The following is an 18544-nucleotide window of genomic DNA, read 5'->3' on the forward strand; positions in this document are numbered from 1 at the left end:
GTGAGCCCCCATGATGGAAAGCCCCCAGAGCGCCGCGCTCTCCATGGAGGAACTGCACGAGGCGTGGCCCGTGCTCTCCATCGATGAGCGGCTGGAGGGCTTCCGGTTGCTTCCCGCTTCGGTGGCGGACGACTTCTTCCTGGCGTTGTCGGCGCGTGAGCAGGCGGAGCTCATCCTCCACCTTCAGCCCGCCGAGCGACGGACCTGGGTCCGGCTGCTGCCCCCGGACGACCTGGCCGACCTGGTACAGGCGGTGGAGCCCGAGCAGGCGGAGTCCATCCTCTCGCAGCTCGACGACGCCAGCCGCCGCGAAGTCAACGTGCTCCTGGCCTACGCGGAGGACGACGCCGGCGGTCTGATGAATCCGCGCTTCGCCCGCGTGCGGCCGGACATGTCCATCGACGAGGCCATCAGCTACCTGCGCAAGCAGGCGCGGGAGCGGGTGGAGACCGTCTACTACGCCTATGTGCTCGACGCCGAACAGCACCTGCTGGGCGTGCTGTCCCTGCGTCAGCTCTTCCAGACGGCCAGCGACAAGCGCGTGGCGGACGTCATGCAGCGCGACGTCATCACCGTGTCGGAAGACACCGACCAGGAGGCCGTGAGCCGGCTGTTCACCGAGCACGGCTTCATGGCCCTGCCGGTGCTCGACGTCCAGCAGCGGATGAAGGGCATCGTCACGGTGGACGACATCGTCGACGTCGTCCAGGAAGAGGCCACCGAGGACATCCAGAAGGCCGGCGGTATGGAGGCCCTGGAGGCGCCCTACTTCGAGACCGGCTTCTTCGGCATGTTGAAGAAGCGCATCGGCTGGCTGCTGGTGCTCTTCCTGGGGCAGATGCTCACCGCCACCGCGATGAGCAGCTTCGAGGACGAAATCGCCACCGCCGTGGTGCTGAGCCTCTTCGTGCCGCTCATCATCTCCTCGGGCGGCAACTCCGGCAGTCAGGCCTCCACGCTCATCATCCGCTCACTCGCGCTGGGCGAGATGCGGCTGAGGGACTGGTGGCGCGTGGCGCGCCGCGAGCTGCTCTCCGGACTGGTGCTGGGCGTGGTGCTGGGTGTGGTGGGCCTGGCGCGCATCCTCATCTGGAACTCCATCTCCGGCGTCTACGGGGAGCACGCCTTGGTGTTGGGCATCACCGTCGCCCTGTCCGTGCTGGGCGTGGTGACGTTCGGCACCCTGGCCGGCTCCATGCTGCCCTTGGTGCTGCGAAAGTTCGGCTTCGACCCCGCGAGCGCCTCCGCTCCCTTCGTGGCCACACTGGTGGACGTTAGCGGCGTCCTCATCTACTTCACCGTCGCCAGCCTCCTGCTGCGCGGTACGCTGCTCTGAAGCGCCGGGGCCCGTGAGGCCGCGGCTTCGCGGGAGACACGGCCATGCTTCACCTGACCCCACGGCGCACCCTCGACCTGGAGGCGCCCGTCGCGCCAGGACGTCCGTCTCACGTCACCGCCTCGAGCGGACTGGTCCGCTCGGGCGACTGGCTCTACACCGTCGCGGATGAGCCGCTGCACCTGGCCGCGTTCTCCCTGTCGAAGGCAAGTCCCGGTCATGGCGTGGTGCTCGTCGCGAACCACCAGCCCGACGCGTCTGTCTCCCTCAAGTCGTCGCAGCCCGACCTGGAGGTGCCCTGCCTGCTAGCGCCCCTGGGCAGCGCGCCCCACGGTTCGCTGCTGATGCTGCCGTCGGGCGTCTCCGCAGGCAGGCAGCGCGGCGCGCTGGTCGCCCTGGGCGCGGACGGCACCCTGGCGGGAGATGCCCGGACCGTGGACGTCACGGCGCTGTACACCCAGCTCAGCCGGGAGTTCGGACCGCTCCGCATCGCCGGGGCGGCGATGTCGGGGGGACTGATGCGGCTGCTCCAGCGCGGCAGCGGCGAGCCCGGCACCGACGCCCTCGTGGACCTGGACGCGGAGCGGGTGCTGCGCGGACTGGAAGCCGGCGCGCTGGGCCCGGACGTGGTGCGCATGACGCGCCGCTGGGAACTGGGACAGGCCGGAGGCATGCGGCTGTCCTTCACGGCGGCATCGCCGCTTCCTGGCGGGCGGATGGTCTTCACTGCGACTGCGGGGAGCACCGGCCCGACGGCAACCGTGGGCGGCTCCGTCGTGGGCGTGCTGGCGCCGGATGGCTCGCCGCAGTTCCTCGACGCGCTGGAGGGCCACGTGACGGTGACAGGCGTGGATGCCCGGGTGGAACAGGGGCGCGTGCGGCTGCTCCTGGCGGCCCTCTCCGAAGCTGGGGCGGGCCCCGCGAACCTGCTGGAAACGACGCTGGACGTCCCGGCGTAGGGCGGCGTGTCCGCCCCGCGTCAGTCGTGCTCGTGCGCGGCTTCCTCGGGGCGGCCACCGACAGCTTCCAGCGACGTACGCGCCGGCCGGACGCGGTCGAAGGCCACCTCGCGCTGCCCCACGCCCGCAGCCGTGGTGTTGGCGATGCGCCGACGCGCCCTCGCGATGTAGTCCTGCACCAGCGCGGGGTCGGGGTGTGTCTTCAGCGCATCCACCCACGTCTCGATGGCCTTCTCGTTCTCTCCGGCGTCGGCGCGCAGCTTGCCCATCTCGAAGAGAGCGTGCGGCGCCAGCTCGGAGTCCGGGAAGCGCGTGCGCAGGTCCGCGAAGGTGCGGGAGGCCTCCTGGCGGCGGCCCTCCATCATCGCGATGGCCTGGGCTTGGAGGTACAGGGCGTCATCCACATAGGCGCTCGTGGGGAAGCGCTCCATGACTCGGCGGGTCTCCAGCTCGCACTGCTGATAGTCGCCCAGCTCGAAGTAGAGCTTGGTGACCAGGTAGTGCAGCTCCGCGCCCTGCGGTGGATTGAGCTTGAGGGCCGCGGTGAGCTGGTCGATGGCGCCGCGCAGGTCGCGGTAATGCACGCGCAGCAGGTCCGCCAGGATGATGCGGGACTCGAGCGCCTCCGGCGACTCGGGGCACTGCTGGATGAGCTCGCGGTAGACGCCCACCGCCTCCTTCACCTTGCGCTGCTCCAGCCAGTAGACATCCGCGGCCCCCTTGAGGGCGCGCGCGCGGAGCACCAGCGCCTCCGGTGAGGAGTCGTGGCGAAGCGCGTCGAAGGCCTTGCGGTACTCGACGAGCGCCTCGTCGGGCCGCTTCTCGAAGGTGGCATCACGGGCCCGCTGGAGATGGTCCACGGGCTTGTCCCGGCACGCCGTGGCGGCCAGGGACAGCACGGCGAGCGCGAGCCGCAAGGACTTCATCAGTCGCAGGCCTCCGGCGTCACGGTGACGCACTTCGTGTCCTGACAGCGGACGCAGACTTCCACTGGCGAGACGTCGGTGACGCAGACGTTGACGCGCGAGGTGCGCGGGCAGTCCTCGGACGTGACGCAGCGGTAGGGCTCCCCGCCATCACGCGTGATGTCGCTGGCCGTCGAGCCACAGACTTCCAAGTCGTTGCATCCGAAGAGGCCCACCGCGATGGCGGCGAACGCTCCGCACAAGGCGCGTCTCACGGCGGCGGTTGTACCCGGATTCGCCCGCGTCGTCACTGACGCCCCGCTCGCTTGCCTGGTGCCAGGAGCCGCGTTCGCGATTTTGGGACAGGGATGTCGGGTGTGTCATGGAGCACCCGGTGTCAGGGCCGTTCTGGGCGCTTGCGTCAAGGCACCGCCGGGGTGATGGCGGCGAAGGCCGCGACAGGGACATGCTGAGCGCCATCGCGCCAACGACACGCATGAGCCTTCCATCCCATCCAAGAGCCGTCATCACCGGCGCAGGCACCGGCCTGGGCCGCGCGCTCTGCGAGGAGCTCGCACGCAGGCGGGCCCGCGTGCTCGTCACCGACATCAACGCCGCCTCTGCCGAGGAGACCGCGCTGCGCGTCACCCGCGCGGGAGGCGAAGCCCACGTCCATGTCTGTGATGTCACCGAGCCGGCCCAGGTCGAAGCCATGGCCGACGCCGCGGAGCGGCTCCTGGGCGGCGTGGACCTGTTGGTCAACAACGCGGGCGTCGTCAGCGCGGGCCCAGTGGGCGAGCTGTCGCTCTCCGAATGGAAGCGCGTGCTGGACATCAACCTGTGGGGCGTCATCCACGGCTGCCATGTCTTCGTCCCCCGGATGCGCAGGCAGGGGTCCGGCCACATCCTCAACATCGCCTCGGCGGCGGGGCTCGTGTACGTGCCCGACCTGGCGGCCTACAACGTGTCCAAGGCGGGCGTGGTCGCGCTCTCCGAGACACTCCACGCCGAACTGAGGGCCACCGGCATCGGCGTCACCGTGGCGTGCCCCAGCTTCTTCCGCACCCAGATTGCCAGTTCGGGCGCCTACGCCAACGACACGCTGCGCGCCCTCGCCGTCGGGATGATGGATGCTGCCCGCCTGGGTCCGGAGGTCGTCGCGCGCAGGCTCCTGAAGGCCGTGGACGCGCGAAGCCTCTACACCGTCCCCATGGCGGATGCGCGCTGGGGCTGGCGCCTGCGCCGCATGTCCCCCAGCCTCTTCCTCCGCGCCGTCGCCGCGATGGACCACTTCGCTCGCGAGTGGCTTCTGCGACGACGCTGAGCCCCTTCAAGGTGCTGGCCGATAGAGGCCGTGCTCGATGAGGCTCGGCGGCAGCATCCCGTCCTCGCCCGGCTTGCAGAGGGGCTGCATCTCGCCACGCCCTTTCGTCGCTATTCGTCCTATCGATGCTCCTGCACTCGCTGACCTATCTGGAGGAGAGGCTGACTCGGCGCGCTTCTTCCGCGCCAGCCACCAGCACCTCATCAACCTGGACTTCATCGAGTCCCTGGAGCCTGGGCCCAGCGGCACGCGGGTGGCGCGCCTGCGCGGTGGCCGCGAGGTGGAGATGACCTGCCGCCAGTCGCAGCGCTTCCGCGAAAGGCTCAGCGCCTGAGCGCCGTCAGTTGTTGCCGCGTGGCGCCTTGCCGGAGGTGAGCACCGCCTTGTCCACCGAGGCGACACCACTGCCGCGCCGCTTGAGCTGACGCGCGCGGTCCTCCTGCTTCTTGTAGTGCTTCATCATCGCGACCATGTGCGGGTCGGACGTCTCGCAGTGCAGCTGCGTCACCTGCTGGTGGCGACGGCCAAGCTCCTGCCACGTCTGGAGCATGGCCTGGTTGCCCAGGAGCCGCTCCTCGACGGAGTCGAGCACCGCGTCCATCGCCTCGCCTTCGGCCTCCAGCGCCGCGAGACGCTCCTGAGCCTCCTGAGAGGGCGACATGCACCCCGTGCCCAGAGAGAGCCCCATCACCATGGAAAGCCCGAGCCACCTCCGCCGAATCCCCACGTCGCCTCCCGCAGTGTCTCGCGCCGCCCACCGGCCGCTTACGCGAAACGCAAGCTAGGGAGGCACCCCCGGGGCGACAACCCGCTCCAGCAGCAGAGGCAGTCGTTCTTTCAGCAGGCGACGATTCCCGACACTGGTGGCGCGGGGGGCAGGTCGGCAGCGGAAGGGGGTGCGCACACACCTGCGTCCAGCCAACGACGTGCGGCCCCCGCACACTGTCCAGTGACGTCTACTTCGGCACGGCCTTGAGCGACGCCTTGCCGTCCTTGATGACGACCTTGAACTCCACCGCCTTCGCGTTGTGCTGCTTGAGCAGCTCCGGCACCTGCTTGCGCAACGTGGCCGCCACTGACTCGTAGGACAGCTTCGACGTGTCCTCCTGGCAACGGCGCTTCGCGGTGACGTACGCGTCGTAGACAGCACGCAGCTTGTCATCCGCCAACCCGCCTCCGCCGCTCGCCGAGGGAGGCCGGAACGCGGCAGAGGAAGGCGGCGTCGAAGCAGGCCGCGACGGCGGAGGGATGCTGCCGGCCGCGCCCGTGCCGGGCGCCCTCGACGGGGGAACCATGCTCCCGGCGCCGGTTGCCACGGGCCGCGACGGAGGCGGCGTGCTGCTCGCGCCGACGGCAGAAGTCCTCGACGGAGGCGGTGTGCTGGCCACGGCGCCCGGTGCCTTCGCCGCCATGCCCGGCGGCGCCACCGACGTGCCGTGCGCAGGCGTGCCACCCACCGCGGACGTCACGGTGGGCTGACCGCGCGGCGGTGTCCCCGCCACGGGCGCCACGGAGGGAATCCCCGTCAGCGGCGCAACGGCGGGGGTGCCTCGCAGCGGCGTGCTTCCCACCGCGGGCATGACGGGCGCGATGGCGGGCGTCAGCGGCGCGACCGCGGGCGGGCCCTTCGACGGCGTTCCACCCGTGGCCTGGAGAAAGCTGGCGGCCACCTGCGGCTCGTTGACGGGACGGGGGCGGATCAACTCCTCCACCTCCTCGAAGTCCATATCGGAGATGTCCTCCGGCAACTCGACTACGCCCTTCTGGCCCGCCGCGCCCGTCGAGCTGGTCTTCCGGCCCTCCGCGCGGCGGCGCGCCTTGAAGACATCCCGGCGATAGGTGCCCGCTTCGATTTCCTGGAGCGTGCGCGCCCACAACCGTTCGTACGTGAGGAACTTGTTGTACAGGCCGGCGACGCGGAACTTGGCGGAGGTGCTGCGGATGAACGCGCCCTTCAGCTTGTTCATCCGCTTCTTGAGGTCTTCGTGAGCGCGCGACGGCGCCTGACGCTCGTTGCCCAGGAAGTACTGTTCGTAGAGGTTGCGGAGGACGGCGACCTCCGCCTCCAGGGCTTCGCACTCCTGGAGGACGGCCTCGCTGGAGCCGGGGTCGGCCGGGGTGGACCTGCCAGCGAAGCTCTTGGAAGCGGACTGTCGGGCGTCGGGGGGCGGCATGACTCCTCAGAGTGTCCCCAAGAGGCCCGCGCGATTCAACCTCACGCAGCCGAGGGGGTAGGCCCCAGGCTTGCCGCCTCGCTCTCCCGGCGGCGGCCCTTCTGGGCGAGCAGCACCGCGCCAAAGGTGAACATGCACAGGGAGATGAACTGGCTGGTGGAGACATTGTACCACGCCTCCAGCGGCACCGCCGCCGCCAGCTCCCCCGCCCCCAGCGACTGGAGCAGGCCGTGCAGGGTGCCGCGCTCCACGTCCCCACGGAACAGCTCCACCGTGCTCCGCAGCACCGCGTAGGCCATCAGCCAGAACGCCAGGACGTGGCCATGGAAGCGGCGGTAGCGCCGGGCGTACAGCAGCCCCACGAAGAGCACCAGTTGCCCGACGGACTCGAAGAGCTGGGTGGGGTACACCCCCAGGGTGTGGCCCTGCTGCGCCACCCAATCTGAGATGCGCACCGCGCCAGGCGCGGCGTGGTGGAAGATTTCACCCGTGGCCTCCACGACGTACCGCGTGTCCTGGAGCTGGGACGAATACGCCAGGCTGGACGTGTTGCCCGTCCCGCCCAGGAGGTCTTGCGCCACCCCACTGCCGGGGAAGTGCACGGCAGAGGCGGCATGCGCGGGCGCCACGTCCCCCCAGCAGCACCCCGCGCTGAAGCACCCCAGGCGGCCCAGGCACTGGCCCAACGACACGGTGGGGATGCACACGTCGGCGAGGCGCCAGAAGTCCAGGCCATGCATCCGCGCGAACACGAACGCGGCCACGGACGCGCCAATCAGGCCGCCGTAGAAGACGAGCCCTCCGCCCAGGGAGAACACCTGCGTCCAGTCACGGGCGTAGTCCTGCCAGTTCACGAGCACGAAGAGCAGCCGGCTCCCGCCGATACCGCCGAGCAGAATCCAGACCGTCATGTCCATGATTTGCTCGCGCTTCTTCGGCCCCTCCACGTCCACCCACGCTCCGTCCTTCAGCTCCAGCGTGCGCCATTCGTCCTGCGCCAGCCGGCCCGCCACCGTCACCGCGGTGATGAAGCCCAGGGCCAGCAGCAGGCCGTAGGTGTGCACGGGGATGCCCTCGCCCTTGGCGCCTGGAAAGGCCCCGGGCGGCAGCGAGTACTGCAGGGCGAACCAGGCCAGCACGGCGCCCACGACGCCATACCCCGCGGCCCGCAGCAGCCGGTCTTGCGAGGACACCGGCGCGCGCGTGCCCGTCCGGGCATCCAGCTCACCCTCGGCGCTGCGCCAGCCGTTGAAGACGACGTAGCCCACCGTGCCCGCGGCCATCGCGTACAGCAGGAGCTGCGACCAGAGCGAAGTGAAGGTGAGGTGGACGAGGACGGGGAGCATGGCAACGAAGGCTACCCTCGTTGGGCGGGCGGGACGACACGCATGCGCGCATCAGGGCCCGCCCGGCTGCTCGGCCCGATTCGGCAGCCTAGGCCTGGGTGGGGGCCTGGGCCGGCTTCTCCTTGCGGACGAAGGAGTCGACGATGAGCATGCCCACGCCAATGCAGATGGCCGCGTCGGCGACGTTGAAGGACGGGAAGGTCGCCTTGTCGAACCAGTGGACCTCCAGGAAGTCGATGACGAAGGCCCGGGCGATGCGGTCGATGTAGTTGCCCAGCGCGCCGCCCAGCACCAGCGGCAGCCCCCAGAGCGCCCACTTCTCTTCCGGGTCCGTGCCGGTCAGCTTGCGGAAGCTGAAGGTGATGAGGATGAGCGCGCCAATGATGGCCACGTGGAAGAGCGGCACCCGCGCCTCCGGCGGCATGCTCCGGAACATGCCCCACGCGGCGCCCGGGTTCTCCAGGTAGCGGATGCGGAAGAACGACTCCGAAATCTCGATGTGCCGCCGGGGCTGATAGTGCATTCCCGTGAAGCCCTTGGGGGGCGGCTCGGAGTACATCGCAGCCAGGCGCTCGCCCAGGCGCTCCTTGCCTTCCATCTGGGTGGTCAGCTCGCGGACGACGAGGTACTTCGTCCACTGGTCGAGCACGATGACGCCAAGGGTGACGGCGAGGAGGATGATGTATTTGCGCGGCACGGGCCGGGACTTACACCAGCCGCCGCCCGCCCGTCACGGATTGGGGCTTTTCGGCGCCCGCAGCGAGTCCAGCAGCATGAGACTCACCCCGACGGTGATGGCCACGTCCGCCACGTTGAAGGTCGGCCAGCGCATCCCCGGCTGGTTGCGCCAGTGCCAGTCGATGAAGTCGATGACGTAGCCACGCAACAACCGGTCCACGAAGTTACCCAGCGCTCCAGCCGTCACCAGCGCCAGGGCCACCCGGGCCAGCCGCTGCTCCGAGGGCGTGCGCCGGTACATCACGAAGATGAAGCCCATGGCCGCCAGGCTCACCACGAGGAAGAAGAGGCGCCGCACGCCCTCGGGCATGTCGCCGAAGATGCCCCAGGCCGCGCCCGGGTTCTCCACGTAGCGGAAGTGCCAGTAGTCCTCGATGAAGCGATAGGGCCGCAACACCCGGTACGAGCCGTCCTCGGGCGGCGGGCGGTTGTCCAGGTTCTGCTCGGTGACGAACCCCGTCACCCGCGCCAGGCCTTCCCGCCCATCCAGGGCATCCGTCAGCCGAGAGACAGCCAGGTACTTGGTCACCTGGTCTGCGGCGAGCACCGCGACAATCACGAGGAGGACGAATCGATGGGAGACTTTCATGTCGCGCGCCCTCCTCTATCCCGCTCCCCGGAGTCCTGACAACGAAGAGTGCCCACCCGCCGCTTCCTTGTCCGCTCGCTCCATTTCCCGGCCGGCACGGGATTGGGGCATGGTGTCACCATGCCGCCTGTTGAGTCCGACGTGAATCCTTCAGTCTCCGACACGCCCCCACCCACCGAGGCCGCGGCCAAGCCAGCGAAGCCCTCGCTGATGGCCCGCTTCAAGAACCTGATGCTCGAATTCGGGCCGCTGGCGCTGGTGGTGAACTACGTCATCTTCGGCCTGGTGATCGTCGGCTTCTACGCCGCCATCGAGTTCGGCTTCCAGCCCAGCAGCACCGGCGAGAAGGCGGGCAGTTGGGCGGCGGCCTACGCGGCGTCGCAGGTGGTGAAGCCGCTGCGCCTGGCCGCGGTGTTCGTGCTCACGCCGCTCATCGCCCGGATTCCTCCCGTGGCGCGCTTCATCGAGCGGAACAAGCACAAGTGGAGCTTCTGAGTCGAGGCCCGCGGCGGCCCAGGATGGCCGCCGCGAACCCGCCAGAAAGGGCGTCCCCTCAGAAGTTGGGGACGAGGAAGTCCTTCACCACGCCCATGTGCTGCATGTTGGAGGAACTGCTGTCGCCGGACTGCACCGGGGCAATCTCCGACAGAGGCCGGTAGGTGCGGCTGTCGAGCACCAGCCCGTTGGGGAAGGTGCTGGAGCCGATGACGGTCGCCTGCTGGTACTGGCGCAGGTCCTGGTCCACCAGAATCTGGTCGTAGGGCTTGTTGCGGTTGCTGTTGGTGCCCGTGTTGCCGTTGTGGTCCGCCGGGTGCGGCCCCGCCGTCGTCACGACCTGCCGGAAGGTGGCGAAGCAGGACTCGCTGAAGCTGTCCGTGTTCAGGTCGCCACCGATGACGAGGTAGTCGTCCTCGGGAATCTGCGAGCGGACCTCGTTGACGATGGCCTGCGCCTCCGCGTTGCGGTTGCTGGAGCTGGACGTGAGCAGGTGCACGCTCACCGCCCAGAGGTCGCGGGGACCGGGGATGTCGATGCGCGCCCAGGCGAAGTCCCGGTTGGACACGCGCGGGTCGGGCCACTGGCCGAACTGGATGATGGGCCAGCGGCTGATGATGCCATTGGGAATCTGCGCGCCCGTCTCACGGGAGTAGTGGAAGCCCGGCGCAATCTGGTCCACCAGCGAGCGGATGTCCGACGCCGAGTTGCTCCCGTAGTTGAACTCCTGCATCAGCACGATGTCCGGGTCCACGCCCTTGATGAGACGGATGCCGTGCCCCGGGTCGTAGGACTGGTAGTTGCCGCTGCTGAGGTTGGACGCCATCACGCGGATGGAGGTGTGGCCCGCGTCCGTGCCACCGTCGGTCCCCGCGTCGGTTCCGGCATCCGTCCCCGCGTCCGTACCGGCATCCGTGCCCGCGTCGGGCTCGGTGCCAGCATCCGGCTCCGGATCCACGCCCGCGTCCGGCTCGGGGTCGGTGCCGGCATCCGGCTCCGGGTCCACGCCCGCGTCTTCTTCCTGGGTGCCGCCGTCATCGGTGGACGTGCCGCCATCCTCCAGGGCGCCGCCGTCCGTCTCCTCGTTCGAGCCGCCGTCCACGCCCGCGTCGGTCGGCACGCACGCGTTGCTCGGCACGCAGTGGCCGCCCTCGGCCCCCTCTCCGGACGAGGGGCAGCAGACCGCATCCGGGTGCTCGCACGCGGTCTGCGAATCACAGGCCCGGACGCACAGGTGGCGGTCATGAGACGCGACGAAGATGCAGGATTCGCCCTGCGAGCAGTCTTCCCTGGCGCCCTCGGGGCTGCACTCCGTCCAGAGAACCCCTCCATCCTCGAGCGGCTGCGGCACCTGAGGCGGGCTGCCCTCACCACACGCCAGGGAAAGAAGGGTGAGCGAAACCGCCGCGCACAGGAGGGAGGTGAGCGTCTTCTTCATGCTGTCGGACTCAGGAGTCGAGAGGGGGGAAATCGCCGACGACACCCAGGTGCGGACGGCGGCGGGAGTATAGGAACCCTCGATGTGACGATCTTGTGACTTATGGCACAGCTGAACGATTTTATCTACGCAGTCACCCGGAAACGTCACAGGAAGTCTGGCGGACCCGGCACGGCAGTCACAGAAACATCCCCGTGAAGCACGGAGGGCCACGACAACGCGGGCCGGAGGGTGGACATGGGACAGCCGAAGGCCCAGGTGACGATGCGCTTCCACGGCGCGCTGAATGACTTCCTGTCTCCCGCGCACCGGCATCAGACGTTCAGCCACGCGCTGAGAGGCCGCCCGTCGGTGAAGGACCTCATCGAGGCCTTGGGTCCGCCCCACCCGGAAGTGGACGTGGTGCGTGTGGATGGCGAGGCCGTGGACTTCACCCACCGGGTGCAGCCGGGCGCGTGCGTGGAGGTCTATCCCGCGTCCATGGACGAGGCGCCCGGCGTCCGGGTGGGGCCTCCGCTCCAGGACACGCCCCGCTTCGTGCTCGACGTGGGGCTGGGACGGCTCGTGGGCTTCTTGCGGATGCTGGGCTTCGACGCCCTGTGGCGCAACGACTTCGCGGACGACACGCTCGCGCGGCTCTCGCATGACGAGGACCGCATCCTCCTCTCGCGTGACATCGGGGTGCTCAAGCGCGGCGAGGTCCTGCGTGGCTACTTCCCCCGCTCGACGGACCCGGCGGAGCAGCTGGTTGAGGTGGTGCGCCGCTACGGGCTGACGTCTCGCATGCATCCCTTCTCGCGCTGCGTCGCCTGCAACGCCGCGCTGACCTCCGCCGAGCCGTCCGAGGTGGCCAGCCGCGTCCCCGAGCGCGTGGCGGAGCGGCACTCGCGCTTCCAGCAGTGTCCGGACTGCCAGCGCGTCTACTGGGCCGGCACGCACCACCAGCGAATGCAGGCCCTGGTGGACCGGCTGCGCGACCTCGAAGGCGCCCCCTAGGCGTCCGGTTCACTCAGAACATTGGAACTCAAGAAGTCACCAAGGCGTAACGGAAACCTCGCAAGTAATTGCAACTCCGCAACTCTTGCGAGGTCTCTTGAGACTCAGCCCTGAAATACGACCCCAGTGTCGTCCACGAGTTCCGGCCAGTTACAGCGCCGCCGCTCAGGCATGGCAATTGCCTAGTGCGCAACACTGGCATCGCCCTCACGGGCCGGAGTCCAAGGGAGTCCCGCGACATGGTGCAACGTCCCACAGCCCGACGGCGGCAAGGTGGCTTCACGCTGCTGCTCGCCATGGGCGTCGTCACGATGGTCACCCTCGCGGTGCTCCTCAGCTACGGCGTGGTGAGCCGCGAGGCGGAAGTCCAGGGTGATGGCCGCCGCTACAAGGAGGCCTACTTCGCGGCGGAGGCGGGCCTGGCCGAGGGGCGCGAGGCGATGCGCATCCGGCTGGGGACCGATCAAACCTATAGCGGGGTGCTCGCGGTCCTGCCCGTGGTCAACGAGCCCGGCCTGAACGGTGGAGACCGCCCCTTCCTGGAGGTGCTGGAAGGGCCTGGAGGGGTCGGGACCTGGAACTCGCTGGCCATCGTCGAGGCGGACCTGGCGCCAGCGGAGCGCCAGAGCCCAACGGGTGAAGCCTTCGCCGCCTTCCCTCTCCAGGAGAACGTGCGCTACCGCGTCTTCGCCCGGGACGATGAGGACCCCGTCGATCCCACCGATCCCACCCCGGCCAACCAAGGCATTCGGGATACCAACAAGCAAGTCTGGCTCATTGCCGTGGGCGAGGTCGTGGGTCCCGCGGACAGCCGCCCCACGCGCGCCGTCATCCATGCCCTCATCACCAACGAGAACGCACCAGCCGTCACCAGGCCTGGCTCCGGGTCGGATTCGGGCGGCCCCGAAGGCACTTATGACAGTGGGGAAGAGGAGCCCATCGACGTCGAAAACGAGGTCGTAGTCCTTTCCTCCACTCCTTGAGCTGAGCCCTCCCAATGAAACGACTCTCCCTGTTGTCGCTTCTGCTCCTGCCGGGCCTGGCCGCTGGCGCGACGGATGAAGGCAAGCTCGCCTTCGACAAGGCCTGCGCCGGCTGCCACACCATCACCCCGCAGTCCCAGAGCAGCGGAAAGACAGCGACCGCGGCGAAGGCGGCGCCTGCGAAGCAGCGCGGCCGCAGCATCGACCTGGGCCCGCTGATTCCGAAGCGAACGCCCGAACAACTGCGCACCTGGATTGCGGGGCCCACCCAGGTCAACCCCAAGACGAGTTGCGACACGCGCCTGGTGCGAGTGGATGACCGGGACCTGCTCCTCAACCACTTGGCGCTCAGCATCCATCCGCCGCCCCCGTCACGCGAAGAACTGCTGCGTCAGCAGTTCCAGCAAGACCTCGCAACTCGCCGTGCACACCAGCAACGCAAGGCGAATGACCCGTCCCGCCGTTCACAGGGAAAGAAGTGATGCGCACCCTCACCCAGACGCTCGCGGTGTTCGCCCTGCTGACCGCGCCGCTCGCCCATGCCCAGACCGGTTCGGAAACGCCGGCCAAGCTGTGTGAAGACCAGCTCGACCAGAACAAGCAGCCCGAGTTCAGCGACGAGAACCTGGAGATTCAAGAGTCGAGCATTCTCATCACCGATGAGAATCCGGCCCGGCTCCAGCTCAACACCAACCTCACGGCACTGAACGCCGAGCGGATCTTCTTCCCGTTCGACCAGAACGTCACCATCAGCTACGTGTACGAGTCCGCTGGCGCCTCGCACTCGCTGGGCTACATGTACATGGATGACCTGCGCGATCGCGGGTACGTCGACGCCAACGGCAACCTGCTCGACACCAACGACAACGGCGTCCTGGACCTGCACGAGGACCTGTTCAACCTCGCGCCCCAGAACGGTCCCAAGGCCCGGCCCTACGTTGGCCAGACCCGTCGCTGCACGCGCCAGTTCACTTCAGGCGGCCAGCAGTACAGCGAGCCCGAGCTCGCGATGAACGTGAACTGCGACGTCACCTTCCAGCATGACATCAACCTCGCGGATGCCCGGCCTGGCCTCGGCGGCGAGTGGAACCGAACGGACCAGGTGGGCGCCTTCGCCTCGGGCACCGTCACCAACAACAACTTCTCGGACCGGGGACTCTTCGCCCACCTTCCCAACCTGCTCGAGCCCCCCTCGCCCAGCAACGGAAACATGGGCCTGGGACGGATGGTCTTCCTGCTCGCCGATGACGACTCCGGCCGGACCACCCACCGCAACCTGGCCCCGGTGCCGGACATTGGGGACTACTCCGAAGGCATCCCCGACTACAACGTGTCCGCGTACGACCCACGAGGTCTGCTCCGCGCCGTCGACCCGGACCCCGGACTGACGGCGTACGACCGGACTGTGGACCTGGGGATGATTCAGGGTGGCAAGGAAATCGTCTTCTTTGTCGCCGTCTACTACGAGAGCAACCACGGTCCCCGCGAGGGCTATGTCTATCCCTGCCTCAAGCAAGACCCTGATGGCCGGTGCGCGCTGCACCTGCGCACGTCCATCAACGTCTTCTTCTCCAAGGCGGATTGGAACCTGGACCAGAACCCCGAGGGCGGAACAGTCGTCGCCGAGCGAAACATCGGGTGCCAGTACCTGGAAGGCTGCAACCGGGACAATCCCGCCAGTACCCCAGGCCAGGCGTGCCGGGTCGCAGGCACCAACGAGTACTACTGCGGCTGGCTGGACGGCCCGATCACCGAGTGGGGCACCACGCTGTACCGCCTCGCAAACGACGAACTCTACGGCAACCTGGTGATGCCCATGGAGCGGGTGACGATTCCCAGGCCCGCGGGCGTGCGCAACCCCATGCCTCACGTCATCGTCGGCGCACCCACCACGGACCCCTTCCGCTGGATTCTAGGCTTCGAGGACATCCCGGGCGGCGGTGACCGCGACTTCAACGACGTGGTGTTCGTCATCAACAAGCAGAACGGCGGCAGCATTCGCTCCGCCACGGTGTCTGGAGACCTGTCGCCTGACATCGCCAACGACTTCGTCATCACGAAGGTGCGATTCAAGCGGCAGGATGACTACGCACCCCAGCCGCGCACGTGCACTGGCGGCCCGCCCTGCTTCACGGAGGAGATTCCCGGCGCCTGCACGCCCACGGATGGCCCTCGGCCCACCATCACCTATTCGTTGGCGGTGGACTGCCGCGTCTGCCAGCCCAACCCGGACACCGGGGCGATGGAGTGCGTCGCCAACCCGAACCCGCCCACGTGGTTCCCGGTGCACTTCCCCGACACGTCTCCGCCCACCCAGGAGGTGGAGTTGGACATCATGTCCATGGGATTCACCGGCTCTCAGCTCTGCTGGAAGGTGGACATCACCAGCCCCAGCGAGCTGTGCCGTCCCATCATCGACGACGTCGAGGTGGGCTACCAGGCCGTCCGGGCCGGCAGCTACTCGCGCGCCTCACCGTCCACGCTGGGCAATGTCATCGTCTGGGGCGTGAACGAGACACCGGGCAGCGCCTGGGGCGCGAATGGAACCTGGCCGGGCAACGGCATGCCCGCGCCCGGCACGCGCGCATATGACGGCAACAAGGACTTCACCATCCGAGGCCGGCTCTACTTCCGCTCGCTCTACGACCCGGAAAATCCGAGCGTCACCAACGCCGTCCAGCGGTGGGATGCCGGCCGGGTGATGGCCCTCACCTTCGGCACGAATGGACACGCCTCCGACCCGCTCCAGCGCAAGCTCTACACGATGAACGCCGCTGGCAACCGCAGCACCATCTCCGAAGAAATGACGGACACCAGCAGCGCCAGCCCGCTCTTCCCCGACTGGCTCTGTGACCAGGAGCAGAACGGACGGTACCTGTACGACCTCAACAATGACGGGACATGCGGCACGCCCTCCATCACCGCGCCAGAAAAGCGCGTGACGGACCACACCAACGACCGCAACTTCCTGAAGGAGTGGCTGTACGGCTGGGAGGACCATTACGCTCCCGGGCCCGCGAATGAGCGGCGGCCGTGGGCCCTGGGTGGCATCAACATGTCCACCGTGGCCATCACCATGCCACCGTACCTCGACACCTGGGCCTTGAATGCCCGCGCTGGCGAGCGAGACCTGTACCGCCGCAACTTCATGGATCCGCTCGCCACGCGTCCGACCGTGGCCTACGTGGGCACCATGAATGGCTATCTGCACGCCTTCGAAGCGGGCGCGTTCCGCAACTCCACGCACGACAACTGCGCGCCCGGCACGCAGGTGCGCGGCTACTTCGACACGACCGCCAGCTGCGTCCCGGGCAACGTCACCCCCCGCGACTACGGCTCGGGCGCGGAGCGTTTCACGTACATGCCACGCATGCAGTTGGAGCGGTACCGCAACACCTACGTGCGCTTCAACGGTTCGGGCAACCTGCCCCGGCCCTCCATGGATGCCTCGCCCCAAGTCGCCAACGTGGACTTCGGCATCCCCGGACAGCCTGCCTGGACCCGCGCAACCTCCGCAAACAAGACGCAGGGTGCCAAGACGGTCCTGGTCAGCGCTTCCGGCAAAAACAGCCCTGCCGTCGTCGCGCTCGACATCACCCACCCCGATGATGCCTGGTACCCGCTGCCGCTCTGGGAGTTCAACCTGCGCGAGCCCAGCATCGAACTGGCGTTCTCCACGGCGAAAATCGTGGACCCCACCGTGAACTTCCCGGACAACTCCGGCTCCAGTCATGCGCCGTCGATTGGCCGATTGACCTGGGGCTCAGGAACGGAAGGGAAGTGGGCGGCCGTCGTGGGCACAGACTACGTGCCGACCTCCCCGAACCACGCCGGTGCGCTCTACCTCATGGACCTGAAGACGGGGCAGCCGCTCGACTTCGGCGCGACGCCCGGCGGGACCAGGGCCGGCATCATCACCCTGGACCGAGGCTCCGGCATCGCCGCGAGCACGGCGCTCATCGACCTCGACCGTGACGGGAACTACGACGTCATGTACGTGCCCACCACGGCAGGCAATGTCTACCGCATCAACCTGGACACGGTGAACCCGAGCGCGCCCCTTGGCCGCAAGGTGAAGACGTGCAAGGTGGCCAGTGCGCCGGTCACCCTTTCGGACCATCCCGATGCTGCAACGGGACAGGACTCCATCTACCAGCAAATCCACTCCAACCTCGGCGTGAGCATCGTCCGCAACAGCGGGTCCCCCGTGGTCCGCTTCTACTTCGGTACGGGTGACAATCCGGACGAGTTCTCCGACGGCCCTCCGAACAAGGACAGCTATCGCTACCACCTGCTGGGCTTCGAAGACACCGACCCCTCGGGCACGCGCCCGTGCGAGTTGCTCGAGCCTCTGTGGGTACAGCAGTTGGATCCAGGCCAGGCAGTGTGGGGTGGCGTGACGCTGGCGGGAGACAAAGTCTATGCAAGCACCGCGGTGGGTGCGGCGGCGGACGTCTGCAACCTGAGCGAGACCGAGAGCGGTCGGTTCTACGAGTCCGGCCAGCTTCCGGATGGAACCAGCGCCCCTGAGATGAAGAGCGTGGCGCTGGGTGGCCATGCGGTGAATGCACCGGTGGTGCATGACGGCCACCTCCTCATTCCCACGGCGCTGGGCGAAGTGAGGGTCCAGGGCAGTGGCGAGTGGAACACCGGCAACGCCAACGGGGGCATGGCCCGCTCCAAGGTGCTCATCTACGCGCCCAGCCCGGACGGGAGGATTCAGCAGTGAAGTCCCTGAACAGGCGCCAGCACTCCCGGGGCATCACGCTCCTGGAGGTGCTGGCCACCATGGCCATCCTGCTGTTGGGCATCGGCGCGGCGATGCTGGTGGTGACCCAGACCAGCACCTCCAATCGTCGCAGCCTCAGCGCCACGCAGGCACAGCTCATCGCGGAGCAGGCGCTGGAGAACATCACGCTGCTGGGCTGCACGGTACAACCCCCGTGCATCAACCTGGTGGGCCTGGATGAAACCTACACCCTCTTCCAGACCAGTTCGGGAGAACTGCGTAACGCCCCTCATCCCAATCCGGAAGTCATCACGCGTGAGTACCAAGTCGTCGTGGACGTGGACGTTCCCTCGCAGCTCACCACCCTCGAGCCGGGCTCCACGGTTCCGGCGGACCTGACGCGGAACCTTATTCCCACGCAAGCAGACACCGCGGGGAACATCGCCCACGTCCGCGTCACCGTGAGCTGGCTGGAGCCAGGGCGGCGCGACCGGCAAGTAGTGATGCTCCAGACGAGGATGGCGCCGTGAGA

General features: G+C 68.2%; 18 protein-coding genes. 10 read left to right on the forward strand and 8 right to left on the reverse strand.

Features of this window, described 5'->3' with window-relative positions:
* Positions 1-10 precede the first annotated feature (10 nt).
* Together mgtE and FL344_RS11025 are read left to right on the forward strand one after the other, a co-directional pair.
* Complete coding sequence (gene mgtE, locus FL344_RS11020) at positions 11-1336, forward strand: magnesium transporter (RefSeq protein ID WP_140786811.1); 1326 nt, start codon at positions 11-13, stop codon at positions 1334-1336.
* 44 nt (positions 1337-1380) lie between these two features.
* Positions 1381-2295 carry a hypothetical protein gene (locus FL344_RS11025; RefSeq protein WP_141618484.1) on the forward strand — a complete coding sequence of 305 codons (915 nt, stop codon included), beginning with the start codon at positions 1381-1383 and terminating at the stop codon, positions 2293-2295.
* Between the two features lie 20 nt (positions 2296-2315).
* Here the strand turns inward: FL344_RS11025 and FL344_RS11030 are convergent, their stop codons facing one another.
* Positions 2316-3221: a tetratricopeptide repeat protein gene (locus FL344_RS11030; protein ID WP_011550514.1), complete on the reverse strand. Its 906-nt coding sequence runs from the start codon at positions 3219-3221 to the stop codon at positions 2316-2318.
* Positions 3221-3475 (reverse strand): hypothetical protein, encoded by a 255-nt coding sequence (locus tag FL344_RS11035; protein WP_228558106.1) that lies wholly within the window; start codon positions 3473-3475, stop codon positions 3221-3223. The genes FL344_RS11030 and FL344_RS11035 overlap by 1 nt, the downstream gene beginning before the upstream one ends.
* A 221-nt stretch (positions 3476-3696) precedes the next feature.
* Here FL344_RS11035 and FL344_RS11040 point away from each other — a divergent pair, with 221 nt between their 5' ends.
* Positions 3697-4524, forward strand: coding sequence for an SDR family NAD(P)-dependent oxidoreductase (locus FL344_RS11040; protein ID WP_141618485.1), 828 nt, complete (start codon positions 3697-3699; stop codon positions 4522-4524).
* A gap of 37 nt (positions 4525-4561) precedes the next feature.
* Entirely contained in the window at positions 4562-4858 is a 297-nt protein-coding gene (locus tag FL344_RS11045; RefSeq protein WP_228564947.1) for a LytTR family DNA-binding domain-containing protein, read from the forward strand.
* Between the two features lie 6 nt (positions 4859-4864).
* Here FL344_RS11045 and FL344_RS11050 read toward each other — a convergent pair whose 3' ends face one another.
* From FL344_RS11050 to lspA (FL344_RS11070), 5 genes are all read right to left on the reverse strand, one after another.
* Positions 4865-5251 carry a hypothetical protein gene (locus FL344_RS11050; protein ID WP_090486774.1) on the reverse strand — a complete coding sequence of 129 codons (387 nt, stop codon included), beginning with the start codon at positions 5249-5251 and terminating at the stop codon, positions 4865-4867.
* Positions 5252-5480: 229 nt separating this feature from the next.
* Positions 5481-6698, reverse strand: coding sequence for an MXAN_5187 C-terminal domain-containing protein (locus tag FL344_RS11055; RefSeq protein WP_141618486.1), 1218 nt, complete (start codon positions 6696-6698; stop codon positions 5481-5483).
* Positions 6699-6739: 41 nt separating this feature from the next.
* Positions 6740-8044, reverse strand: a complete 1305-nt coding sequence (locus FL344_RS11060) for a prolipoprotein diacylglyceryl transferase (RefSeq protein WP_141591705.1) — start codon at positions 8042-8044, stop codon at positions 6740-6742.
* Positions 8045-8132: 88 nt separating this feature from the next.
* Positions 8133-8741: a signal peptidase II gene (lspA, locus tag FL344_RS11065; protein ID WP_141591706.1), complete on the reverse strand. Its 609-nt coding sequence runs from the start codon at positions 8739-8741 to the stop codon at positions 8133-8135.
* Between the two features lie 33 nt (positions 8742-8774).
* Positions 8775-9371: a signal peptidase II gene (gene lspA, locus FL344_RS11070; RefSeq protein ID WP_141591707.1), complete on the reverse strand. Its 597-nt coding sequence runs from the start codon at positions 9369-9371 to the stop codon at positions 8775-8777.
* 141 nt (positions 9372-9512) lie between these two features.
* Between lspA (FL344_RS11070) and FL344_RS11075 the strand changes: the two genes are divergently transcribed.
* Positions 9513-9866 carry a hypothetical protein gene (locus FL344_RS11075; RefSeq protein WP_090486788.1) on the forward strand — a complete coding sequence of 118 codons (354 nt, stop codon included), beginning with the start codon at positions 9513-9515 and terminating at the stop codon, positions 9864-9866.
* Positions 9867-9924: 58 nt separating this feature from the next.
* Here FL344_RS11075 and FL344_RS11080 read toward each other — a convergent pair whose 3' ends face one another.
* Positions 9925-11304, reverse strand: coding sequence for an endonuclease/exonuclease/phosphatase family protein (locus tag FL344_RS11080; protein WP_194863074.1), 1380 nt, complete (start codon positions 11302-11304; stop codon positions 9925-9927).
* A 237-nt stretch (positions 11305-11541) separates the two neighbouring features.
* Here FL344_RS11080 and FL344_RS11085 point away from each other — a divergent pair, with 237 nt between their 5' ends.
* The 5 genes from FL344_RS11085 (at position 11542) to FL344_RS11105 (ending at position 18542) form a co-directional block, all read left to right on the forward strand.
* On the forward strand, positions 11542-12300 hold the full coding sequence (locus tag FL344_RS11085; protein ID WP_194863075.1) for a Mut7-C RNAse domain-containing protein: 759 nt from the start codon (positions 11542-11544) through the stop codon (positions 12298-12300).
* Positions 12301-12539: 239 nt separating this feature from the next.
* Positions 12540-13283 (forward strand): pilus assembly PilX N-terminal domain-containing protein, encoded by a 744-nt coding sequence (locus FL344_RS11090; protein WP_141618489.1) that lies wholly within the window; start codon positions 12540-12542, stop codon positions 13281-13283.
* Between the two features lie 14 nt (positions 13284-13297).
* Complete coding sequence (locus FL344_RS11095; protein ID WP_141618490.1) at positions 13298-13765, forward strand: c-type cytochrome; 468 nt, start codon at positions 13298-13300, stop codon at positions 13763-13765.
* A complete protein-coding gene (locus tag FL344_RS11100; RefSeq protein ID WP_141618491.1) occupies positions 13765-18012 on the forward strand; it encodes a PilC/PilY family type IV pilus protein in 4248 nt (1415 codons plus the stop codon). The genes FL344_RS11095 and FL344_RS11100 overlap by 1 nt, the downstream gene beginning before the upstream one ends.
* Entirely contained in the window at positions 18009-18542 is a 534-nt protein-coding gene (locus FL344_RS11105; protein ID WP_141618492.1) for a prepilin-type N-terminal cleavage/methylation domain-containing protein, read from the forward strand. Before FL344_RS11100 ends, FL344_RS11105 begins: the two co-directional genes overlap by 4 nt.
* Positions 18543-18544: the final 2 nt, after the last annotated feature.

The organism is Myxococcus sp. AB036A, assembly GCF_006547355.1.
Lineage (GTDB): Bacteria > Myxococcota > Myxococcia > Myxococcales > Myxococcaceae > Myxococcus > Myxococcus virescens.